Source organism: Methylobacterium sp. JK268, assembly GCF_054052225.1.
In genome coordinates this window covers 113,195-129,630 of sequence record NZ_JBSVZN010000027.1, presented here as the reverse complement: position 1 = coordinate 129,630, position 16,436 = coordinate 113,195, and the positions used below count along the sequence as shown (strand labels likewise).

15 protein-coding genes and 1 pseudogene are annotated in these 16,436 nt (G+C 70.6%); 5 read left to right on the top strand and 11 right to left on the bottom strand.

Annotation, left to right across the window (positions count from 1 at the left end; all coding sequences use genetic code 11):
* Positions 1-19: 19 nt before the first annotated feature.
* The 7 genes and pseudogenes from ACW9J6_RS24925 to ACW9J6_RS24895 all read right to left on the bottom strand — a co-directional run bounded on the left by ACW9J6_RS24925 (position 20) and on the right by ACW9J6_RS24895 (position 8,703).
* The gene (locus tag ACW9J6_RS24925) at positions 20-763 is read right to left on the bottom strand and encodes a FadR/GntR family transcriptional regulator (RefSeq protein ID WP_457119135.1); all 744 of its coding nucleotides are present in this window, start codon (positions 761-763) and stop codon (positions 20-22) included.
* 586 nt (positions 764-1,349) lie between these two features.
* Positions 1,350-2,252, bottom strand: a pseudogene (locus ACW9J6_RS24920) (ABC transporter substrate-binding protein).
* A gap of 198 nt (positions 2,253-2,450) precedes the next feature.
* Positions 2,451-2,702, bottom strand: coding sequence for a hypothetical protein (locus ACW9J6_RS24915; RefSeq protein WP_457119134.1), 252 nt, complete (start codon positions 2,700-2,702; stop codon positions 2,451-2,453).
* A gap of 354 nt (positions 2,703-3,056) precedes the next feature.
* Positions 3,057-4,805, bottom strand: a complete 1,749-nt coding sequence (locus tag ACW9J6_RS24910; protein WP_457119133.1) for a patatin-like phospholipase family protein — start codon at positions 4,803-4,805, stop codon at positions 3,057-3,059.
* Between the two features lie 17 nt (positions 4,806-4,822).
* The gene (locus ACW9J6_RS24905; protein WP_457119132.1) at positions 4,823-6,451 is read right to left on the bottom strand and encodes a peroxidase family protein; all 1,629 of its coding nucleotides are present in this window, start codon (positions 6,449-6,451) and stop codon (positions 4,823-4,825) included.
* 402 nt (positions 6,452-6,853) lie between these two features.
* Entirely contained in the window at positions 6,854-8,218 is a 1,365-nt protein-coding gene (locus tag ACW9J6_RS24900; RefSeq protein WP_457119131.1) for an 8-oxoguanine deaminase, read from the bottom strand.
* Between the two features lie 302 nt (positions 8,219-8,520).
* Positions 8,521-8,703 carry a hypothetical protein gene (locus ACW9J6_RS24895; RefSeq protein WP_457119130.1) on the bottom strand — a complete coding sequence of 61 codons (183 nt, stop codon included), beginning with the start codon at positions 8,701-8,703 and terminating at the stop codon, positions 8,521-8,523.
* A 92-nt stretch (positions 8,704-8,795) separates the two neighbouring features.
* Between ACW9J6_RS24895 and ACW9J6_RS24890 the strand changes: the two genes are divergently transcribed.
* Both ACW9J6_RS24890 and ACW9J6_RS24885 read left to right on the top strand, forming a co-directional pair.
* Positions 8,796-9,194, top strand: a complete 399-nt coding sequence (locus tag ACW9J6_RS24890; protein WP_457119129.1) for a polyketide cyclase — start codon at positions 8,796-8,798, stop codon at positions 9,192-9,194.
* Between the two features lie 234 nt (positions 9,195-9,428).
* A complete protein-coding gene (locus ACW9J6_RS24885; protein ID WP_457119128.1) occupies positions 9,429-9,932 on the top strand; it encodes a GNAT family N-acetyltransferase in 504 nt (167 codons plus the stop codon).
* Positions 9,933-10,065: 133 nt separating this feature from the next.
* On the opposite strand, the gene ACW9J6_RS24880 is transcribed toward ACW9J6_RS24885, so the two are convergent.
* Positions 10,066-10,572: an ureidoglycolate lyase gene (locus ACW9J6_RS24880; RefSeq protein ID WP_457119127.1), complete on the bottom strand. Its 507-nt coding sequence runs from the start codon at positions 10,570-10,572 to the stop codon at positions 10,066-10,068.
* On the bottom strand, positions 10,569-11,408 hold the full coding sequence (locus ACW9J6_RS24875; protein ID WP_457119126.1) for a bifunctional allantoicase/(S)-ureidoglycine aminohydrolase: 840 nt from the start codon (positions 11,406-11,408) through the stop codon (positions 10,569-10,571). The genes ACW9J6_RS24880 and ACW9J6_RS24875 overlap by 4 nt, the downstream gene beginning before the upstream one ends.
* A 115-nt stretch (positions 11,409-11,523) precedes the next feature.
* Here ACW9J6_RS24875 and ACW9J6_RS24870 point away from each other — a divergent pair, with 115 nt between their 5' ends.
* A complete protein-coding gene (locus ACW9J6_RS24870; RefSeq protein ID WP_457119125.1) occupies positions 11,524-12,453 on the top strand; it encodes a LysR family transcriptional regulator in 930 nt (309 codons plus the stop codon).
* A 34-nt stretch (positions 12,454-12,487) separates the two neighbouring features.
* Here ACW9J6_RS24870 and ACW9J6_RS24865 read toward each other — a convergent pair whose 3' ends face one another.
* Positions 12,488-13,717, bottom strand: coding sequence for a urate hydroxylase PuuD (locus tag ACW9J6_RS24865; protein ID WP_457119124.1), 1,230 nt, complete (start codon positions 13,715-13,717; stop codon positions 12,488-12,490).
* 233 nt (positions 13,718-13,950) lie between these two features.
* Between ACW9J6_RS24865 and uraH the strand changes: the two genes are divergently transcribed.
* A complete protein-coding gene (gene uraH, locus ACW9J6_RS24860; protein ID WP_457119123.1) occupies positions 13,951-14,310 on the top strand; it encodes a hydroxyisourate hydrolase in 360 nt (119 codons plus the stop codon).
* Here the strand turns inward: uraH and ACW9J6_RS24855 are convergent.
* Positions 14,270-15,256: a LysR family transcriptional regulator gene (locus ACW9J6_RS24855; RefSeq protein WP_457119122.1), complete on the bottom strand. Its 987-nt coding sequence runs from the start codon at positions 15,254-15,256 to the stop codon at positions 14,270-14,272. The two genes, uraH and ACW9J6_RS24855, sit on opposite strands and share 41 nt — an antisense overlap.
* A 257-nt stretch (positions 15,257-15,513) precedes the next feature.
* On the opposite strand from ACW9J6_RS24855, the gene ACW9J6_RS24850 reads away from it, so the two are divergent.
* Positions 15,514-16,434, top strand: a complete 921-nt coding sequence (locus tag ACW9J6_RS24850; RefSeq protein WP_457119121.1) for a dihydrodipicolinate synthase family protein — start codon at positions 15,514-15,516, stop codon at positions 16,432-16,434.
* Positions 16,435-16,436: the final 2 nt, after the last annotated feature.

The following is a 16,436-nucleotide window of genomic DNA, read 5'->3' as shown; positions in this document are numbered from 1 at the left end:
CGCGCCGGCGGCGGAGGGCTCACTCCTTCATCGACATCTCGGTGTCGGCCAGCGCGAGGCGCACGAGATCGCTCATCGCCGCCCGCGCCGCCTCCGGATCGGCGGCGACGATGGCCTCGAAGAGCCGGCGATGGTCGGGGAGGGGATCCCGCGGCAGCGCCCGGCGCCGCTGCTTGAAGATGGTGGTCCAGGTCACCGCCGCGGCGATCGAACTCGACAGGGCGATCAGCGAGGCGTTGCGCGTCGCCTCCAGCACGGCGTGGTGGAAGGCCTGGTCCGCCGCCCGGCCCGCATCGGTGGCGAGCCCGAACTGCGCCATCTCCTCCAGGGCATGGCCCATCCGGGCGAGATCGCCGGCCGAGCGGCGCGCCGCCGCCAGCGCCGCCGCCGCCGGCTCGACGATGAGCCTCAGCTCGAACAGGTCGCGGATGAAGGCCTCGCTCGGATCCGCCTCGAAGGCCCAGGCGAGGATGTCGGGATCGAGCAGGTTCCAGCGGTTGCGCTGGCTCACCCGCGTGCCGGTCTTCGGCCGGCTCTCGACCAGTCCCTTGGCGACGAGGATCCGGATCGCCTCGCGGTAGGCGGTCCGGGAGACCCGCAAGTGCTCCGAGAACTCGATCTCGCCGGGCAGCACCTCGCCCGGCGCGTAGCGCCCGGCCAGGATCGCGATGCCGAGGTCGTGGGCCACGGTCCCGTGGATCCGGCGCGCGCCGGCCGAGGCGAGGGGCAGCCTGACCGCGTCGAGCCCGCTCTCGCGTTTCACGCCCGCCCTCCGTCTGCAGACCCGGGCGGCGACGGCCCTCCGGCGGGACCATAGACGGGGACACGGCCGGGCGCCTAGCGCATTTTCCGGCCGGGCGGATCCCGGGCGTCGCAGAAAAGGCGGCAAAAACAGAAACCTAGCGCGAGCGCCCGGAGCCTCCCGGTCCGACGCCCGCGCATCCCGGTCGGTCCGCGTGATGAAGCGGGAGGAGAGGCAGACCGCCAGGGTGGTGATCAACCGGGCCGGACGGCTGGTCTTCGTCTCGCTCAGCGAAACGAGATCTGACCGGTCGACACCGGGAGAGCCCCGATCGCGGAGGCCCGTGAGATCGATGAACGAGAGCACCGGGGATCTCGGCGGGAGTCGGCCCGACGGCGAGACAGGTCTACCCTCGGCCGGCCCGAGCGCGGCGGGCGCCATCACCGACCCCTCGGCCTCGCCGCTCTCCCCCGGCTCTGCCCGTCCCGCCCGTCACGGTCGCGCTCGTCTCCATGCCGAGCCGCGCATGCGCTGGCCCTGCAGGCCGAGACCGTCACCGTTTGAGCCGGTGGCCGTGATCGTGAAGTCGAGAAGCGACGCAGATGGTCTACTCGATGAGTTCGTCGGCCCTGGACAGAAGTGACGGGGGAATTTCGAGCCCGAGTTCTGCTGCTGTCTTCATATTTACGCAAAATTCAAATTTTTCTGGCGCCTCGACAGGCATACTGGTTGGTTTATCCCCCTTGTAGATCTTGTCGACATAAGATGCTGCTCGATAAAATATATGCTTGTAGTCTGGCCCATAAGAAAGAAGCGCGCCGGCCAGTAAACTCTCTCGTGAAAACATCATCAATGGAAGTTTGCGCGCCCGAGCATACTATGCGAGCAGGCTGCGCCCTTTGTAGGTCAGTCCATCCGGATATACGACGATGCCTTCGGAATGATTTTCAAGCATCTTATCGCAGGATCGTTCAAAGTCGTCCAGAGACCGTACTCCGAACGATTGGACGCTCAGATCGAGCGCGGCTGCGGCGGCGTTGTGCTCATCGATCACGCGCTGCATCGTCTGCGGATCATTCGCATTGACGAGGAGTGCGACGCGTCGCATCTGCGGCACCGCTTCTTTCAGCAACGCGAGCCGCTTGGCGCTCAGTTCGACGGCGATCTGGGTCAGACCCGTGATGTTTCCGCCTGGTCTGGAAAATGAATGAACCAACCGTGATCGGACGGGATCGGGTACCAATATGAAGACAATCGGTATGGTCTTGGTCGCCTGCTGAGCTGCCAGGGCAGCGGGCAATGTTACAGCAACGATCAAATCGACCGGCAACGCGACGAGCTCCGCCGTCAAGCTCACGAAGCGATCGGGTTGCTCATTCGGGAAACGGTGCTCGAATCTGAGCAATCTGTCATCGCCATAGCCGAGGTCGACGAATCCTCGATGAAGCGCGCTGAAGTAAGGCTCCTCTTCGTCGGAGCTGCCCGCGTGCCAGACGATCCCGACCCGCATGGGGTCTTGCGCGCGCGCAAGCCGCGACCAACCCGTCGCTGCAGCGGGCCCCAGGAGAAGGACGAAATCGCGCCGCCTCATGTCCGCACTCGGTTCCGCTCTGTCGCCCTGCAGCGACCGACGGGGTCGGCCGCGGCCTCCCCCTCAGGGCCTCCCTGACCCGCGCGCGGCCGCCACCCTCCCGCTCCGCCTCACCTCTCACCGAGGGGCCGCGCGGTGGCGCTTCAGGTCCTGGTACGCGGCCCGGAAGAAGCTCAGCTGCGCCCGCGCGTCGTGCTCGCTCGGATAGGTGAAGCGCAGCCCGGCGGCCTCGCCCTCGTGCGCGACGTAGATCACCGAGCGGCCGTCCACCCGCAGGAGTCCGTACCGCTTGTCCTCGAATTCCGCGGCCTGGAGGCCGCCGCGCGGAACCCCTCGGGGCACCGCGTCGCGGGTCGGTTCAGGCGCCATGACGTCCTCGCTGCTCCCTCACCAGCCGGTCCCGTGCGCCCTGCTCATGGCGTCTTCTTCAGATGGACGGCAACATCATGCGTTAAGTGGGCCAAAGTCCCAAGTCTCTGTGACGCGCGTCTCCTGTCATGCTCGCCAGTTTAGGTCATTGATCCACGTCAAAGCCTTCGGATCACCGATTCTCCGGGCAATCGAATCGTTCTAACAAAGGTGAATTCGTCAGGCCCTCGATCATGCTTCGGTGGCCGGGTCTCAACCCCCGTTGAGAAGCACTCCCGCCCGCCCGGCCTGGCCGCGGCGGGCCTTTTCTTGCCCGGACGGCCGGGCTCCGCGCGGAACGTCCCGGGCGGCCGCTCAGGGGAAGTCCTTGGCGAGTTGATCGAGGGCGGCGTCCAGGGCGGCCGCGGCCTTGCGGGCGGCGACGTGGGTGCCGAAGGACTTCGCGCCCTCGCGGGCGAGGTAGCCGCCGATCCGGCCCATCTCGTCGGTCTCCTTGCGCAGGTCGACGTCGATGAGCGCCTCCACCACCTTCTCGACGCGGGCCTCGATGCGGCGCTTCAGTTCGTCCCGGTCCACGTCGCCGGGACGGGCGCGGTCGGCGGGCCCGATCTCGATCGGGGTCTGCAGCGCGGGGGTCAGCGGGATGATCGGGTAGACGGGGACGCCCTGCGGGGGACCGCCCGGGGCCTTGAACGTCTTGAGGGCGAACCGCGTCGCGTCCTCCTGCGGGGCGAGGGATCCGGTCGCCCCGCTGGCGTCGCGGACGGCCCATTCCGGGCCGATCGTGGCGCCGGCGAAGAGGTCGTTCGTCGCCGGCAGCGCGAAGTTCCAGCGCAGGAAGGCCTGGGCGTTGCGCCGCCCGAGCAGGTAGTCGTGCCGGCGGAAGCTCTCGTGCAGGAAGCCGCTGAAGCCGCCGAGCGCGCCGCTCGCGATCGCCAGGGCGGGCCGGCCGCCGCCGGCCTTCTCCCGCTCGGGCGAGATCATGTAGCGGGAAAAATCCTCCTCGTCCCGCGCCCGCGCGAGTTCCTCCGGCTTGAAGCGCGCCTGGTTGATCAGCGCGGAGAACAGGGCCGGGAGGGTGGTGGCGAGCGTGCCCGTGACCGGATCCTCCGTCAGGGCGGTCGGGTGCGGGAAGGGCGCGATCAGCACCACCGACCGCTTCGCCTGCTCCCCGCGCGGCTCGTCGGGGTGCCCGTCCGTGAGGAAGCGCCGCGCCTGCTCCAGCGGCTCGTTGTCGATGGTCCCGCCATCCACCGCCCAGTAGCGGCTCTCGGCCGTGAGGTCGAAGGCGGAATCCGGGGGAATCACCGTGAACCGCCCGTCCGGACCCGCGCGCCCGACCGTGCCCCAGGTCAGGAGGTCGGCCGCCGCGCGCGTCACCGCTCGCGGGGCGAGGCCGACCGGGAAGGCCCCCGTGGCGAGGGCCGCCGCCCGGAAGAAGTCCCAGGCCGCGTCGTGAGGCCCCGCCACGTCGAGCCAGGGCCTGCCCGCCGGCGCCGGCCCCGCGCCGAGCCGGAACGACCCGATATCGGCGTGGTTCGTCATTCCGAAGTTGCTCTTGGCCCCGGCGCCGACGAGGTCGAAGGAATAGGGAACGCCGCGCAGGTTCGTCAGGGTCAGCATGACCTGCAGCCCGGCATCGTCGCCGCGGCCGATCCAGGGCCGGCGCACCACGCCCCCGTCGATCCGGAAGGCGTCCGCCAGGATGGCGTCGAGGACGTCGCTGCACAGGAGCGAGCGCAGACCCTGGCCGGGCCCGAGGTCGCCCGTGTCGAGCAGGTGCTCGATCGCGATGTCGCTCACCCAGCTCGCATAGAGGCGGTTGGTCCCGGCCGGCGGCGGGGGCGCGCCCGGCCGCACGTGGGCGAGGTCCCGGAACAGGTGCAGCGCCGCCATCCCGGCGGTCATGCCGCCGGCCGAGGCGCCCGCCAGAACCGGCACGCGCACGTCGTGGGTCGGCCCGGTCCAGCCCGGCTGGCCGCGCGCGGCGTAGTAGCCGTCCAGGGCCTCGATCAGGAAGTCCATCACGCCGGCCGAGTAGCAGCCGGCCGAGACCGCACCGGCGAGGACGAGGCCGACCTCGTAGACCTTGCGCTCCGCCATGACGGTCCTCCCGCGGATCAGGCGACCGACCGATGCTCCGGATGGTCCATGCTGATGCGGAAGCGCGCGGCCCCGCCCGGCAGGTTGCGCCCGGCAATGTCGGCGAGCGTCGCGGTCGCGGCGATCGACGCCCAGCCTTCCGGGGTGAAGGTCTTCTCCTTGAAGACCGCGGGCGCGAGGAGCGGGTTGGTGAGCGCGTGCGAGAAGGCGTCCACGGCCACCATCCGGCCGATCAGCGGCGGCACCGCCGAGCGCTCGGGCGGGTCCTCGGCGAAGAGCCCGACGAAGAACTCCACGCGGTCGACCGTGCCGTAGAGATCGCGCAGGGCGGCGACGACCTCGGGATCGCCGCTGATCTGCTCGAACCGCTCGACCTTCGGATAGTTCATGGTCTCGCGGTAGTCGTTGTAGCCCGCGAGCCCGTTGGTCCGGCCCTGGAGCAGGCTCGCCGCCTCGACGCCCCGCAGCATCTCGGCGGTGTTGAACAGCCCCATGCGCCAGGTCTCCGACTGGCTCGCCGCGTCGAGCGCCGCCCCGAGCCCGTCCGCGAGAAGCGGCCCGTTGCCGAACCGGGCCTGGGCCATCGGGAAGGGCGCGCCCCGCCAGGTCGCGGTCTCCGGCACCAGGCTGTGCCAGCGGTAGAGCAGGTTGAACTCCACCGGGATCCAGTTCTCGCGGTTCCAGACCGCCCGGTAGCAGGGCGTCGGATCGGCCAGCAGCCTGAACCAGTAGGGCGAGATGTGGTTGATGTACTCCTCGACCACGACCTTTATCAGCTGCACCGTGTTGACCGCCCGCGCGGTCTGGAAGACGCGCTCGTCGTCGAAGCCCGGGTTCGCCGCGCCGATCAGGCCGCAGAGGCGGTTGTGCTCGCGCAGGAACAGCGTGTTGATCGCCGCCGTGAACACCGTGGAATTCGCCCGCTCCCCGCCGAAGGCGAACAGGGTGGCCTTGCGGTCCGCCGGCAGGTCGGCGGGCATCTTCACCGGGTCGGGCACCGCCGCGAAGCGCGGGTCGCGGACGCCCGCGGCGTCGAACAGGCGCGGGGCCCATTCCTCCCCGTCGCGGATCTCGGACAGGAGGCGTCCGCGCCGGTGCGGGTCCGGGCTGCGCTCGCGCAGGGCGTGCTCGACCTCGGTGGTGAGCCCGTAGATCTGCGAGAGGTCGATCTGGTGGTTGGTGGCGGTGCGCCGCGTGTCGTCCGGGACGGTCATCAGGAAGCCGTCCGTGAACCACTGCGCGAAGCTCGGGAACAGCAGGGTCGAGCGCCGCGACAGGCGCGGGCCGGAGGCCCGGGTGACGTAGAGGGGCGCCAGCGCCTCGACCGGGGGCAGGTCCGGGATCTCCGCCGGCGGCAGGTAGCGCGCGAAGTAGGTGCGGTCCGTGAGCGTCGACCAGGCCGGATAATCGGCCTTGGTCGAGAGGCGCAGCGGCCGGGTCGGCGCCTTCAGCACCGCGTTCGACACGATGAGCCGGTTGAGGAAGCGGGCGAGCCAGGGCTGCCCGTTGACGAATTCCCAGAAGGAGCGCCCCCGCGTCAGCAGGGCATCCTCCAGCCGGTTGCGGAACCCGTCGCGGCTGGTGTCGCGGGCGCTCGCGGCCGGCGGCGCCCGCCCGGCCGAGGCGGGAGGGGTGTGCTGGTGCATCCGGATGTCCCCCCTCGAAATGCCTCGGTTCCAGGCGGTGTTTCGCCGGCGCGAGAGGGCCCGGACCGACAACAGACGCAAGGAATCGACGCGTGAGATGAGCGCAAAGTGTTCGGCAGGGCGCGAATTCTGTCAAGGTCGTTTTTCTGATATCACGCTGCTGTGCTGTAGAACATCGGATCGGAGTATGCGGTTGAAGATGACGATTTCGTATCGCTGTGCAATTGAGCGCAAGCTGAAAGCAGAAATTGCGATTTCTGTTTGATTAAACTCTCTTTTTGTATCACAAAATCCGCAGAATTCATCACGAATGGCGAGAGAAGACAACGGAAGCTTGTCGGTGACCGCGATTGGGGCGGCAGGTGCGCCGAACCGCGTCCCGGATCTCAGGGCGATCTGCCCTCAGGGCGCCCGCTCGTCCCGCACCAGCGCCGCCGCGAGGTCGTTGTGGCGCCGCGCCAGCGCCCGCGCGTCGAGGGTGGCGAGGCGTCCCTCGCGCACGACGATGCGCCCATCGATGATGCTCCAGGCCACCTCCTGTGGGGAGCAGAAGACGAGGGCCGCCACCGGGTCGTGCCGGGCCCCCGCGAAGGCGAGGGCGCCGAGGTCGAAGGCCACGATGTCGGCGGCCATGCCGGGGCTGAGCGCCCCGATGTCGTCCCGGTTGAGCACCCGCGCGCCGCCGCGCGTCGCGATCTCCAGGGCCTCCCGGGCCGTCATGGCGGCCGGGCCGAACCCGACCCGGGCGAGCAGCATCGCCTGGCGCGCCTCGCCGAGCAGGTGCGCCCCGTCGTTCGAGGCCGAGCCGTCGACCCCGAGCCCGACCGGCACCCCCTCGCAGCGCATCTGGCGGACCGGGGCGATGCCCGAGGCCAGGCGCATGTTCGAGCAGGGGCAATGGGCGATTCCGGTGCCGGTGCGGCCGAACAGGGCGATGCCCGCCGCGTCGAGCTTGACGCAGTGGGCGTGCCAGACGTCGGGGCCGGTCCAGCCGAGATCCGCCGCGTACTCGGCCGGGCTCATGCCGAACCGCTCCCGGCTGTAGCGGACGTCGTCGTCGTTCTCGGCGAGGTGGGTGTGCAGCGAGACCCCGGCGCTGCGGGCGAGGGCGGCGGCGTCGCGCATCAGGTCGCGGCTCACCGAGAAGGGCGAGCAGGGCGCCACCACGATCCGCCGCATCGCGAAGCGCGACGGGTCGTGCCAGCGCAGGATCAGGCGCTGGGTGTCCTCCAGGATCGCGGCCTCGTCCTCCACCAGGGCGTCGGGGGGCAGGCCGCCCTGGCTCTCGCCCACGCTCATCGCCCCGCGGGCGGCGTGGAAGCGCATCCCGATCGCCTCCGCGGCCTCGATCGCGTCGTCGAGCCGGCAGCCGTTGGGGTAGAGGTAGAGGTGGTCGCTCGACGTGGTGCAGCCGGAGAGGATCAGCTCCGCCATGGCGGTCTGGGTCGAGACCCGGACCATCTCGGGGGTGAGCCGCGCCCAGATCGGGTAGAGCGCCGTGAGCCACCCGAACAGGTCCGCGTCCTGCGCGGCCGGCACCGCGCGGGTCAGCGTCTGGTACATGTGGTGGTGGGTGTTGACGAGCCCCGGCAGCACCACGTGGCCGGTCATGTCGAGCACGGTGTCGGCCTGCGCCGGCACCTCCTCGGCGGTGCCGACCGCGACGATGCGGTTGTCCTCAGCGTAGACCGCCCCGCCCCGGATCTCCCGGCGGGCCTCGTCCATGGTCACCAGGATCTCGGCGTTCTTCAGGAGCAGGGACGTCATCGGGCGGGCCTCCGGTGGAACGTCTGGCATTCGGGTCATCGCGGCGCGCGCCCCGGTCCGGGCCCGCAGGCAGTGTCGGCGGAAGGCCATCCGCGAACCCGCGCAAGCTTCGCCGCGAAGAGGCTCCTCGGTCCAGTCCTGGGGCCGACGCCTTGCCGTCTCGCGGCGTGCTGAGGTCGCCGCCGAATCGATGCGCGACATCGCCGATGGATCCCATCGCAGCCGGACGATTCGGAACCTGCGCGATCCAGAGCGGATCCCGCCTCGCGACTTGGGCCGGCCGCGACAGCGAGGTTCCGGCCTCACCCGTGTCGGAGCGCTGCGACGACCGCGTGGATGACCGTCGAGCCGCCCACCGGCGCGAGAAGGAGCAGCAGCGCGTTGACGGCGATGATCCAGAGGAACACCCGCTCCTGGCGATCCGTCAGGCGGCGCCGACGGGGCGGCGGCTCCCAGGGTGATTTCCAGCCGTCCTCGGCGTACATCGGCGTCCCCGGCTCGATCCTCCGTTAATGTAGCGGCGGGAGGCGGGCGGGACAGGGGCTCCCGCCTGCGAGGGTCGTCCCGCGGAGGAACCATGCTGGACGCCAAGGTCGTCACCTGCGCGGTGCGACGTGAAGCCCGCGCCCTCTACGACATGCTCTGGCATCCCGAGAGCTTCCCGCGCTGGGCGTCCGGCCTCAGTGGCGGCGGGCTCGCGAGTGACGGGGAGGTGTGGCGGGCAATGGGACCGGAGGGACCCGTCACGATCCGGTTCACGCCGCGCAACGATCTCGGCGTGATGGATCACTGGGTCGACCTCGGGGATGGTCGCGTCGTGTTCGTGCCCCTGCGGATCGTTCCGAACCAGGAGGGCAGCGAGGTGATGCTGACGCTGTTCCGGCTGCCCGACATGAGCCCCGAGCGCTTCGCCGCGGACGAGGCCTGGGTCAGGCGCGACCTCGCGGCGCTCAAGGCCCTGGCGGAAGGCGCCTGAGGCGGGCGGCTGCGGCCGGAAGCGACCTCTCGACGGGCCGCGTTGCGGGTCGCGGATGGTGATCGGCACCATGCCCGCAGGGCCGCGGCGAACGCCCTTCCACGTCCGTCGCGCCCGATCCCGCGCTGCAAGTGGGTCAAAACCCAATCCGCCCGACCAAGGGAACGGCCGCTTGCGACTCGCTGCTGACCAAGGGTAATCACTGATAAATGCCTTTTGTGATCCGAGGTCAAGATGCTCATCCGTCCTCTACAATCCGGAGATTCAATCGCGGCTTTGACACAGTTGCTGCACGCTGCTTATGCCCGGCTAGGTGAGATGGGTTTCAACTACACAGCGGTCGATCAATCGGAACATGTTACGCTCAGACGCATCGCTGATGGTGATTGCATCGTCGCGGTTGATGACACCACAATCGTCGGGACAATCCTGTTTCGGTCTCCGGGGACGTCCAAAGGCTGCCCGTGGTACGAAAGGCCCGAGGTCGCGACGATCGGGCAGTTCGGCGTTCTGCCCGACTCTCAAGGGCGCGGCGTGGGAAACCTGTTGCTGACCGAGGCCGAGCGGCGCGCCAGACGGACGGGCGCGACAGAACTTGCGCTCGATACATCAGAGGGCGCACATCACCTGATCGCTTGGTACGAGCGGCGCGGGTTTCGTTTCGTAGAACATGCGAACTGGCGAGGGAAGATGTATCGCAGCGTCATCATGAGCAAAGCTCTGAACTCAGCTGTCTAGAGTATTTTTCGCGGAAGAAGATGCCGGCTCAACGAAGGGCATACGGCAAAATCAAAAACCTGGAGCAGGCTTCACGTGTCATCTTGGTCTCCGCTGACGCGACACAATACCTGTCTCCGGGCCATAACAGCCTCTAGCCTGACGTTGGCACCGCGACTGTCCACGGTTCCCCGAAGACGTGCTCCTCCAGGTTCGCGCCCGGCCCGCCGCGATCCACCACCAGGAAGTCCTGCGGCGCCCCGAAGGGGGTGAGCACACCGTGCCAGGTGCCCCGGTGGTAGAGCACCCCCTGTCCGGGCGCGGTGACGAAGGCCTCCGGGCGCCCGGGCCGGCCGCCCTCGTCCGGGCAGACCACCACCAGGAAGGGCGCGCGGGTGAGCGGGAAGAAGGCCTGGGCGCCGAGCGGGTGGCGCTCGACGAGGGTAAGGGCGAGCGGCAGCGGGTAGGGCCGCGCCTCCACCAGACCGATCACCACCCGGCCCCCCTCGCCGGCGACCTCCACCTCCGCGAGGTCGTGGAAGCGGCGCGCCATGCCGCCGTTCATCGCCCGGGGCGCCACCTGCGCGGTGTCGAGGACGCGCCCGAAGGCCGCGAAGGCCTCCGCCGTGAGCGGGCGCGCCGTCAGCGTAAGGGGGCTCACCGGCCCGCCCCCCGCGGCCGCAGGGCGGCGTGGCGGTTCACGTCCTTGTAGAGCAGGTAGCGGAACGGGCCCGGCCCGCCCGCGTAGCAGGCCTGCGGGCAGAAGGCGCGCAGCCACATGTAGTCGCCGGCCTCGACCTCGACCCAGTCGCGGTTGAGCCGGTAGACCGCCTTGCCCTCCAGCACGAACAGCCCGTGCTCCATCACGTGCGTCTCCTCGAAGGGGATCGTGGCGCCCGGGCGCAGGGCGACGATGTTGACGTGCATGTCGTGGCGCACATCCGCCGGGTCGACGAAGCGGGTGGTAGCCCAGGCCCCGTCGGTGCCGGACATGCCGACCGGCGCGACCCCCGACTCGTGGGTCAGGAAGGAGTCCGGCGCGTCGATCCCCGGCACCCGCTCGTAGGCCTTGCGGACCCAGTGGAAACGGGCCGCCCCGCCGCTCCGGTTGCGCAGCGCCCAGGCGGCGCCCGGCGCCAAGTAGGCGTAGCTGCCCGGGCGCAGCGCGTGGGCGCGCCCGTCGAGGGTGAGCGTGAGCGCGCCCTCGACCACGAACAGCACGCCCTCCGCCTCCGGGTCGGGGTCTGGCCGCTCGCTGCCGCCATCCGGCGCCACCTCCATCAGGTACTGGGCGAAGGTCTCGGAGAAGCCCGAGAGCGGCCGCGACAGCATCCAGGTCCGGGTGCCCTCCCAGAAGGGCAGGACGCTGGTGACGATGTCGCTCATCACGCCCCGCGGGATCACCGCGTAGGCCTCCGTGAACACGGCGCGGCCGGTCATCAGGGCGGTCTGGGGCGGAAGGCCGCCGCAGGGCGGGTTGTACGGGGCGTGGCTCATCGGGGATCCGGAGGGCGCGGGCGTTGCCAGGGCCGCGAGCCTAGAGGCCCCGACGGTGCCGGTATCCCGGAATTTCTCGTTGACACCTTTCGGGATCTTGGCGGAATCGGCCGGGATGATATCGCTGGAAAGCGTCCGGATCTTCATGCGCGCGGCCGAGACCGGCAGCTTCTCGGCGGCCGGCCGCAGCCTGCGCCTGTCGCCCTCGGTGATCAGCTACCGGATCCAGACGCTGGAGGAGCATCTCGGCTGCCTCCTCCTCACCCGCACGACCCGGCGCATGAGCCTGACCGAGGCGGGGCGGATCTTCTACGAGAACTGCCTTGCCATCACGGCCGCGGTGGACCGGGCCGAGAAGAGCGTCGAGACCGCGGGGGCGGCGCCGCGGGGCGTGCTGAAGATCACCGCCCCCCTCGGGCTCGGGCGCGGGGTGGTCGCCTCGCTGATCCCGCGCTTCCGGGCGCGCCACGCGGAGACGGACATCCACCTGCGCCTCTCCGACCACCTCCTCGACCTCGTGCAGGAGGCCGTCGACGTGGCGATCCGCATGGCGCGGATGCGCGATTCGAGCTTCACCCTGCGCAAGATCGCGGAGGTGGAGCGTGTGCTCTGCGCGGCGCCCTCCTATCTCGACCGCGCTCCGGCCCTGGAGGAGCCCGCCGACCTCCTGGCGCATGATTGCCTGCTCCTGCGCTTCCCGGGCTCCGAGCAGTTCCGCTGGACGCTGACGGACGGCGAGGAGACCGTGACGCTGCCCGTCTCCGGCCATATCGACGTGGATGACGGGGACACCCTGACCGAATGGGCGCTCGCCGGCGAGGGCATCGCCCTGAAGCCGCTCTTCGAGGTCGCGCCCCACCTCGCGGCGGGGCGGCTGCGCCGCGTCCTGCCGCACACGCCGCCGGTGCCGGTGACCCTCGGCATCCTGTACCCGTCGCGCAAGATGCTCTCGGCGCGCACCAAGACCTTCGTGGAGATGGCCCACGAGGGATTGCGCGCGCACGTGGCGGAGCGTCTGGCGCTGGTGGGGGCGGTGCTGCGGTAGCGCCCGGACCGGTGAGGCCGGCGACCGGCAGCGGTCAGCGCTCCGCGAGCCAGCGGGCGAGATCCTCCCGCTCCTCGGGCTGCATGTCGGTGACGTTGCCGGGCGGCATTGCGCGGGTGAGCACCGCCTGGAGGCGGATCGCGGGCGCGAAGCGGGCGACGTGCTCGGGCGTATCGAGGAGCACGCCTTTCGGCGCCGTCGCGAGGCCCGGCCAGAGCGGCTCGGGTGCGTGGCACATGCTGCAGCGGCTGCCGATCGCCGCCATCACCGGGCCGTCCGGAGCCGGCCATTCGGCGTCCGGGTGATCCGCGGCGGCGACCTGCGCCGCCGCGGCGAGGCCGAGGCGCTGGCGGCCGGCCGGTGAGGAGGCGATGCTGATCGCGGCGGCGAGCAGCACGCAGGCGGCGGCCACGCCCCAGGTCCACCAGCGGTCGCCGCCGCCGGCGTTGCGGACATTGAAGAAGTGGCGCACGACCCCGCCGGTGATCACCACGAGGCCGACGATCGCCCAGACCGGCGCGGTCGACCACACCATCGGGGCGTGGCCCGACAGCATGAAGAACAGCACCGGCAGCGTCAGGGAGTTGTTGTGGGACGAGCGGTTCTTCGCCTGCTTGCCCCAGGCCGGGTTCGGCACCCGGCCGGCCACCAGCTCGGCGATCGCCTTGCGCTGGTTGGGCATGATCACGAAGAAGACGTTGCCGGTCATCCAGGTGGCGATCACCGCACCCGTGTGGAGCATCGCCGCCCGGCCCGAGAAGACCTGCTGGAACCCGTACGCGAAGGCGACCACGACGAGGAAGATCGCGCCCGCGAGAAGCGGCGGCCGCTGCGCGAGGGCCGAGCGATTGAGCCCGTCGTAGACGAGCCAACCCAGCGCCAGCGCGGCGAGGCCGATCCCCGCGCCGGTCAGCGGCGCGATTGGGCGTACCGCCGGATCGATCAGGTAGAGCTCGGCCTGGCCGTAATAGATCCAGCAGAGCAGCGCGAATCCCGACAGCCAGGTCGAGTAGGATTGCCACTTGTGCCAGATCAGGTGCTCGGGCAGGCGGTCGGGCGCCACCAGGTACTTGCGCACCTGGTAGAAGCCGCCGCCGTGCACCTCCCAGGCCTCGCCCCCCTTGCCGGCCGGGATCTCCGCGATGGCCCGCAGGCTGGCATCGAGGTGCATGAAGTAGAAGGACGCGCCGATCCACGCGATGGCCGCGACGACGTGCGTCCAGCGGATGAGGAAGCTGCCCCATTCGTGCAGGATCGGGTCCATCGGCGCGGCATCCTCTGCGGGCGGTGCGGGGCGGGGGATCGCCGCCCCGCGACTTCGGGGTCGTGAGCCCCGCGAGAGTGCCGGCAGACCGGTCCGCAGGCGAGCCGCCGCGGGGCCAAGGAGTTTCAAAACCGTTCGATCAATCGGGGCCGGTTTCCGGTTGCGGCGAGGCCGGCCCGGTGCTCCGCTGCGGCGTCTCGACCCCCCGAGACGATCACCGCAGGAGCATCGCCGTGGGACATCTCTCGACGCATGTGCTGGACGTGACGTCCGGCCGGCCCGCCGCGGGCGTGGCGGTCACCCTGCGCCGGCTCGGCCCGGACGGGAGGGGCGAGACGGTGGCAGAGGCGGTGACGAACGCGGACGGCCGCACCGACGACCCGCTCCTCGCCGGGCCCGCTCTTCTCTCCGGGACCTACGAACTGGTGTTCCGGGTCGGCGCCTATTTCCGGGGTCAGGGCACGCCCGGATTGGCCGAGCCCCCCTTCCTCGACGAGGTGCCGGTCCGCTTCGGCGTCGCGGACCCGGACGGGCGCTACCACGTGCCGCTGCTCATCGCGCCCTGGAGCTACTCGACCTATCGGGGGAGCTGAGGCGGGTCGCGTCTCGCGGCACCATGGCCACCTCGACCGCCGCGTAGACCCGCTGCGCGGCCGGCGAGAGCGGCCGGTGCCGATGGCGGATCAGCCCGAACGCCTCGACCGAGACGCGACGCGTCAGGTCGCCCGGCACGAGCCGCCGGGTGCGGCCGCCCTGCAGGAATAGAGCCGCGGCCGCGGCCGGAAAGGCGCCGATGATCCCGCCCCGCGCCACTGCCGCGAGCGTCAGGAGCACCGACGAGGTGTTGAGCACCCGCTCCGGCGGCAGGAGCCCGGCCTCGCGGAACAGGAGGTCCATCCGCCGCCGCAGCAGGGTGCCGGGGGGCTGCATCACCCAGGCCGCCTCCGCCAGAGCCGCCAGCGGCGGCGCCTCCCCGGCCAGGAAAGGGTGGTCGTCGCGCACCAGGAACATCAGTTCCTCGTCCCCGATCTCCCGGTAGTCGAGGTCGGCGGCGTCAACCTCCGCCGGGATGCGGGCGAGGACGAAGTCGAGCTTGCGGTCGAGCAGCATCCGCACCAGCGGCAGGCTGGTGCCGACCTCGACGGTGACGAGCAGGTCCGAATGCCGCTCCTGCAGGGCGGTGACGACCGCGGCGATTCCGTCCACGGCCGGGGCCGTCACCGCGCCCAGCGCCACGGCGCCGCCGAGGCCCGCGCGCAGGACGTCGAGCTCCTCCCCGGCGGCGTTGAGTTCGGCCATCACGGCGCGCGCTCTCCGGGTCAGGACCTCCCCGTGGGCATTCGGGCTGAGGCCCCGCGGATGCCGGTCGAAGAGCGGGGCGCCCGCCACGGATTCCACTTCGGCGAGCAGGCGCGAGGCGGCCGGCTGCGTGATGCGCAGCGCCTGCGCCGCGTGGCCGAGGCTGCCGGCCGCCTCGATCGCCGTCAGCAGGCGCAGGTGCCGCAGCTTCAGCCGGGCGAGGGACAGACGCTCCTGCACGCGGATCCCCGCTGACATAACGGAATCGGTATGTCGGCGCCCAATATCGGCATTTGCTCTGCATGACAATGGCGCGATAGTTCCCCGAACGACATGGGAGGAGCCGGCCTCGACCCGTGACCGGGCCGCCCGTCGCGATGCGTCCCTGCGGCAGCGGGGGCCGGGAGGACGACCAGCATGCCGCGATCCGGAGAGGATGCGATCGCCCGTCGCCCCGGTGCATCGACCCGCGCGACCCTCACGGACGAAGGCATCCGATGACCCATCCCATCTATCGCGGCGTGTTCCCGGTGGCGCCGACCGTGTTCGACGCGGACGGCAACCTCGACCTCGACGGGCAGCGCCGCTGCATCGACTTCATGATCGATGCGGGCAGCGACGGCATCTGCATCCTGGCGAACTGGTCCGAGCAGTTCGTGCTCACGGACGAGGACCGCGAGCGGGTGATGCACGCGGTGCTGGAGCACGTCGCGGGCCGGGTGCCGGTGATCGTGACGACGACGCATTTCGCCACCGCGGTCTGCGCCGAGCGCAGCCGCCGGGCACAGGAGGCGGGCGCCGCCATGGTGATGATCATGCCGCCCTATCACGGCGCGACCATCCGGGTGCCGGACGCGGTGATCGAGGCGTTCTTCCGCCGGGTCTCGGACGCGATCCGCATCCCGATCATGATCCAGGACGCGCCGGTGGCGGGCACCCCGCTCTCGGTGCCGCTCCTCGCCCGCATGGCGCGCGAGATCGAGAACGTCGCCTACTTCAAGATCGAGGTGCCGCAGGCCGCCGGGAAGCTGCGGGCGCTCATCGCCGAGGGCGGCGACGCGGTGGTGGGTCCCTGGGACGGAGAGGAAGGCATCACGCTCCTCGCCGATCTCGACGCCGGGGCGACCGGGGCGATGACGGGCGCGGGCTATCCGGACGGCATCCGGCAGATCACCGACGCCTTCTTCGCCGGCGACCGCGAGGGGGCGATCACCGCCTACCAGCGCTGGCTGCCGCTGATCAACTTCGAGAACCGGCAATGCGGCCTGGTCGCCGCGAAGGCGCTGATGGAGGAGGGCGGGGTGATCCGCTCGGGCGCGACCCGCCACCCGGTGATGCCGCTCCATCCGGCGACCCGCGCCGGCCTGATCGAGCTCGCCCGCCGCAACGACCCGCTGGTGCTGCGCTGGGCGCGCTGACG

Bases quoted from the DNA above. Each gene is read 5' to 3' on its own strand.
- ACW9J6_RS24905 (WP_457119132.1), bottom strand. From the start codon at position 6,451: ATGCACCAGCACACCCCTCCCGCCTCGGCCGGGCGGGCGCCGCCGGCC.
- ACW9J6_RS24885 (WP_457119128.1), top strand. From the start codon at position 9,429: ATGCTCATCCGTCCTCTACAATCCGGAGATTCAATCGCGGCTTTGACA.
- ACW9J6_RS24890 (WP_457119129.1), top strand. From the start codon at position 8,796: ATGCTGGACGCCAAGGTCGTCACCTGCGCGGTGCGACGTGAAGCCCGC.
- ACW9J6_RS24900 (WP_457119131.1), bottom strand. From the start codon at position 8,218: ATGACGTCCCTGCTCCTGAAGAACGCCGAGATCCTGGTGACCATGGAC.
- ACW9J6_RS24875 (WP_457119126.1), bottom strand. From the start codon at position 11,408: ATGAGCCACGCCCCGTACAACCCGCCCTGCGGCGGCCTTCCGCCCCAG.
- ACW9J6_RS24870 (WP_457119125.1), top strand. From the start codon at position 11,524: ATGATATCGCTGGAAAGCGTCCGGATCTTCATGCGCGCGGCCGAGACC.
- ACW9J6_RS24865 (WP_457119124.1), bottom strand. From the start codon at position 13,717: ATGGACCCGATCCTGCACGAATGGGGCAGCTTCCTCATCCGCTGGACG.
- ACW9J6_RS24915 (WP_457119134.1), bottom strand. From the start codon at position 2,702: ATGGCGCCTGAACCGACCCGCGACGCGGTGCCCCGAGGGGTTCCGCGC.
- ACW9J6_RS24910 (WP_457119133.1), bottom strand. From the start codon at position 4,805: ATGGCGGAGCGCAAGGTCTACGAGGTCGGCCTCGTCCTCGCCGGTGCG.
- ACW9J6_RS24895 (WP_457119130.1), bottom strand. From the start codon at position 8,703: ATGTACGCCGAGGACGGCTGGAAATCACCCTGGGAGCCGCCGCCCCGT.
- ACW9J6_RS24850 (WP_457119121.1), top strand. From the start codon at position 15,514: ATGACCCATCCCATCTATCGCGGCGTGTTCCCGGTGGCGCCGACCGTG.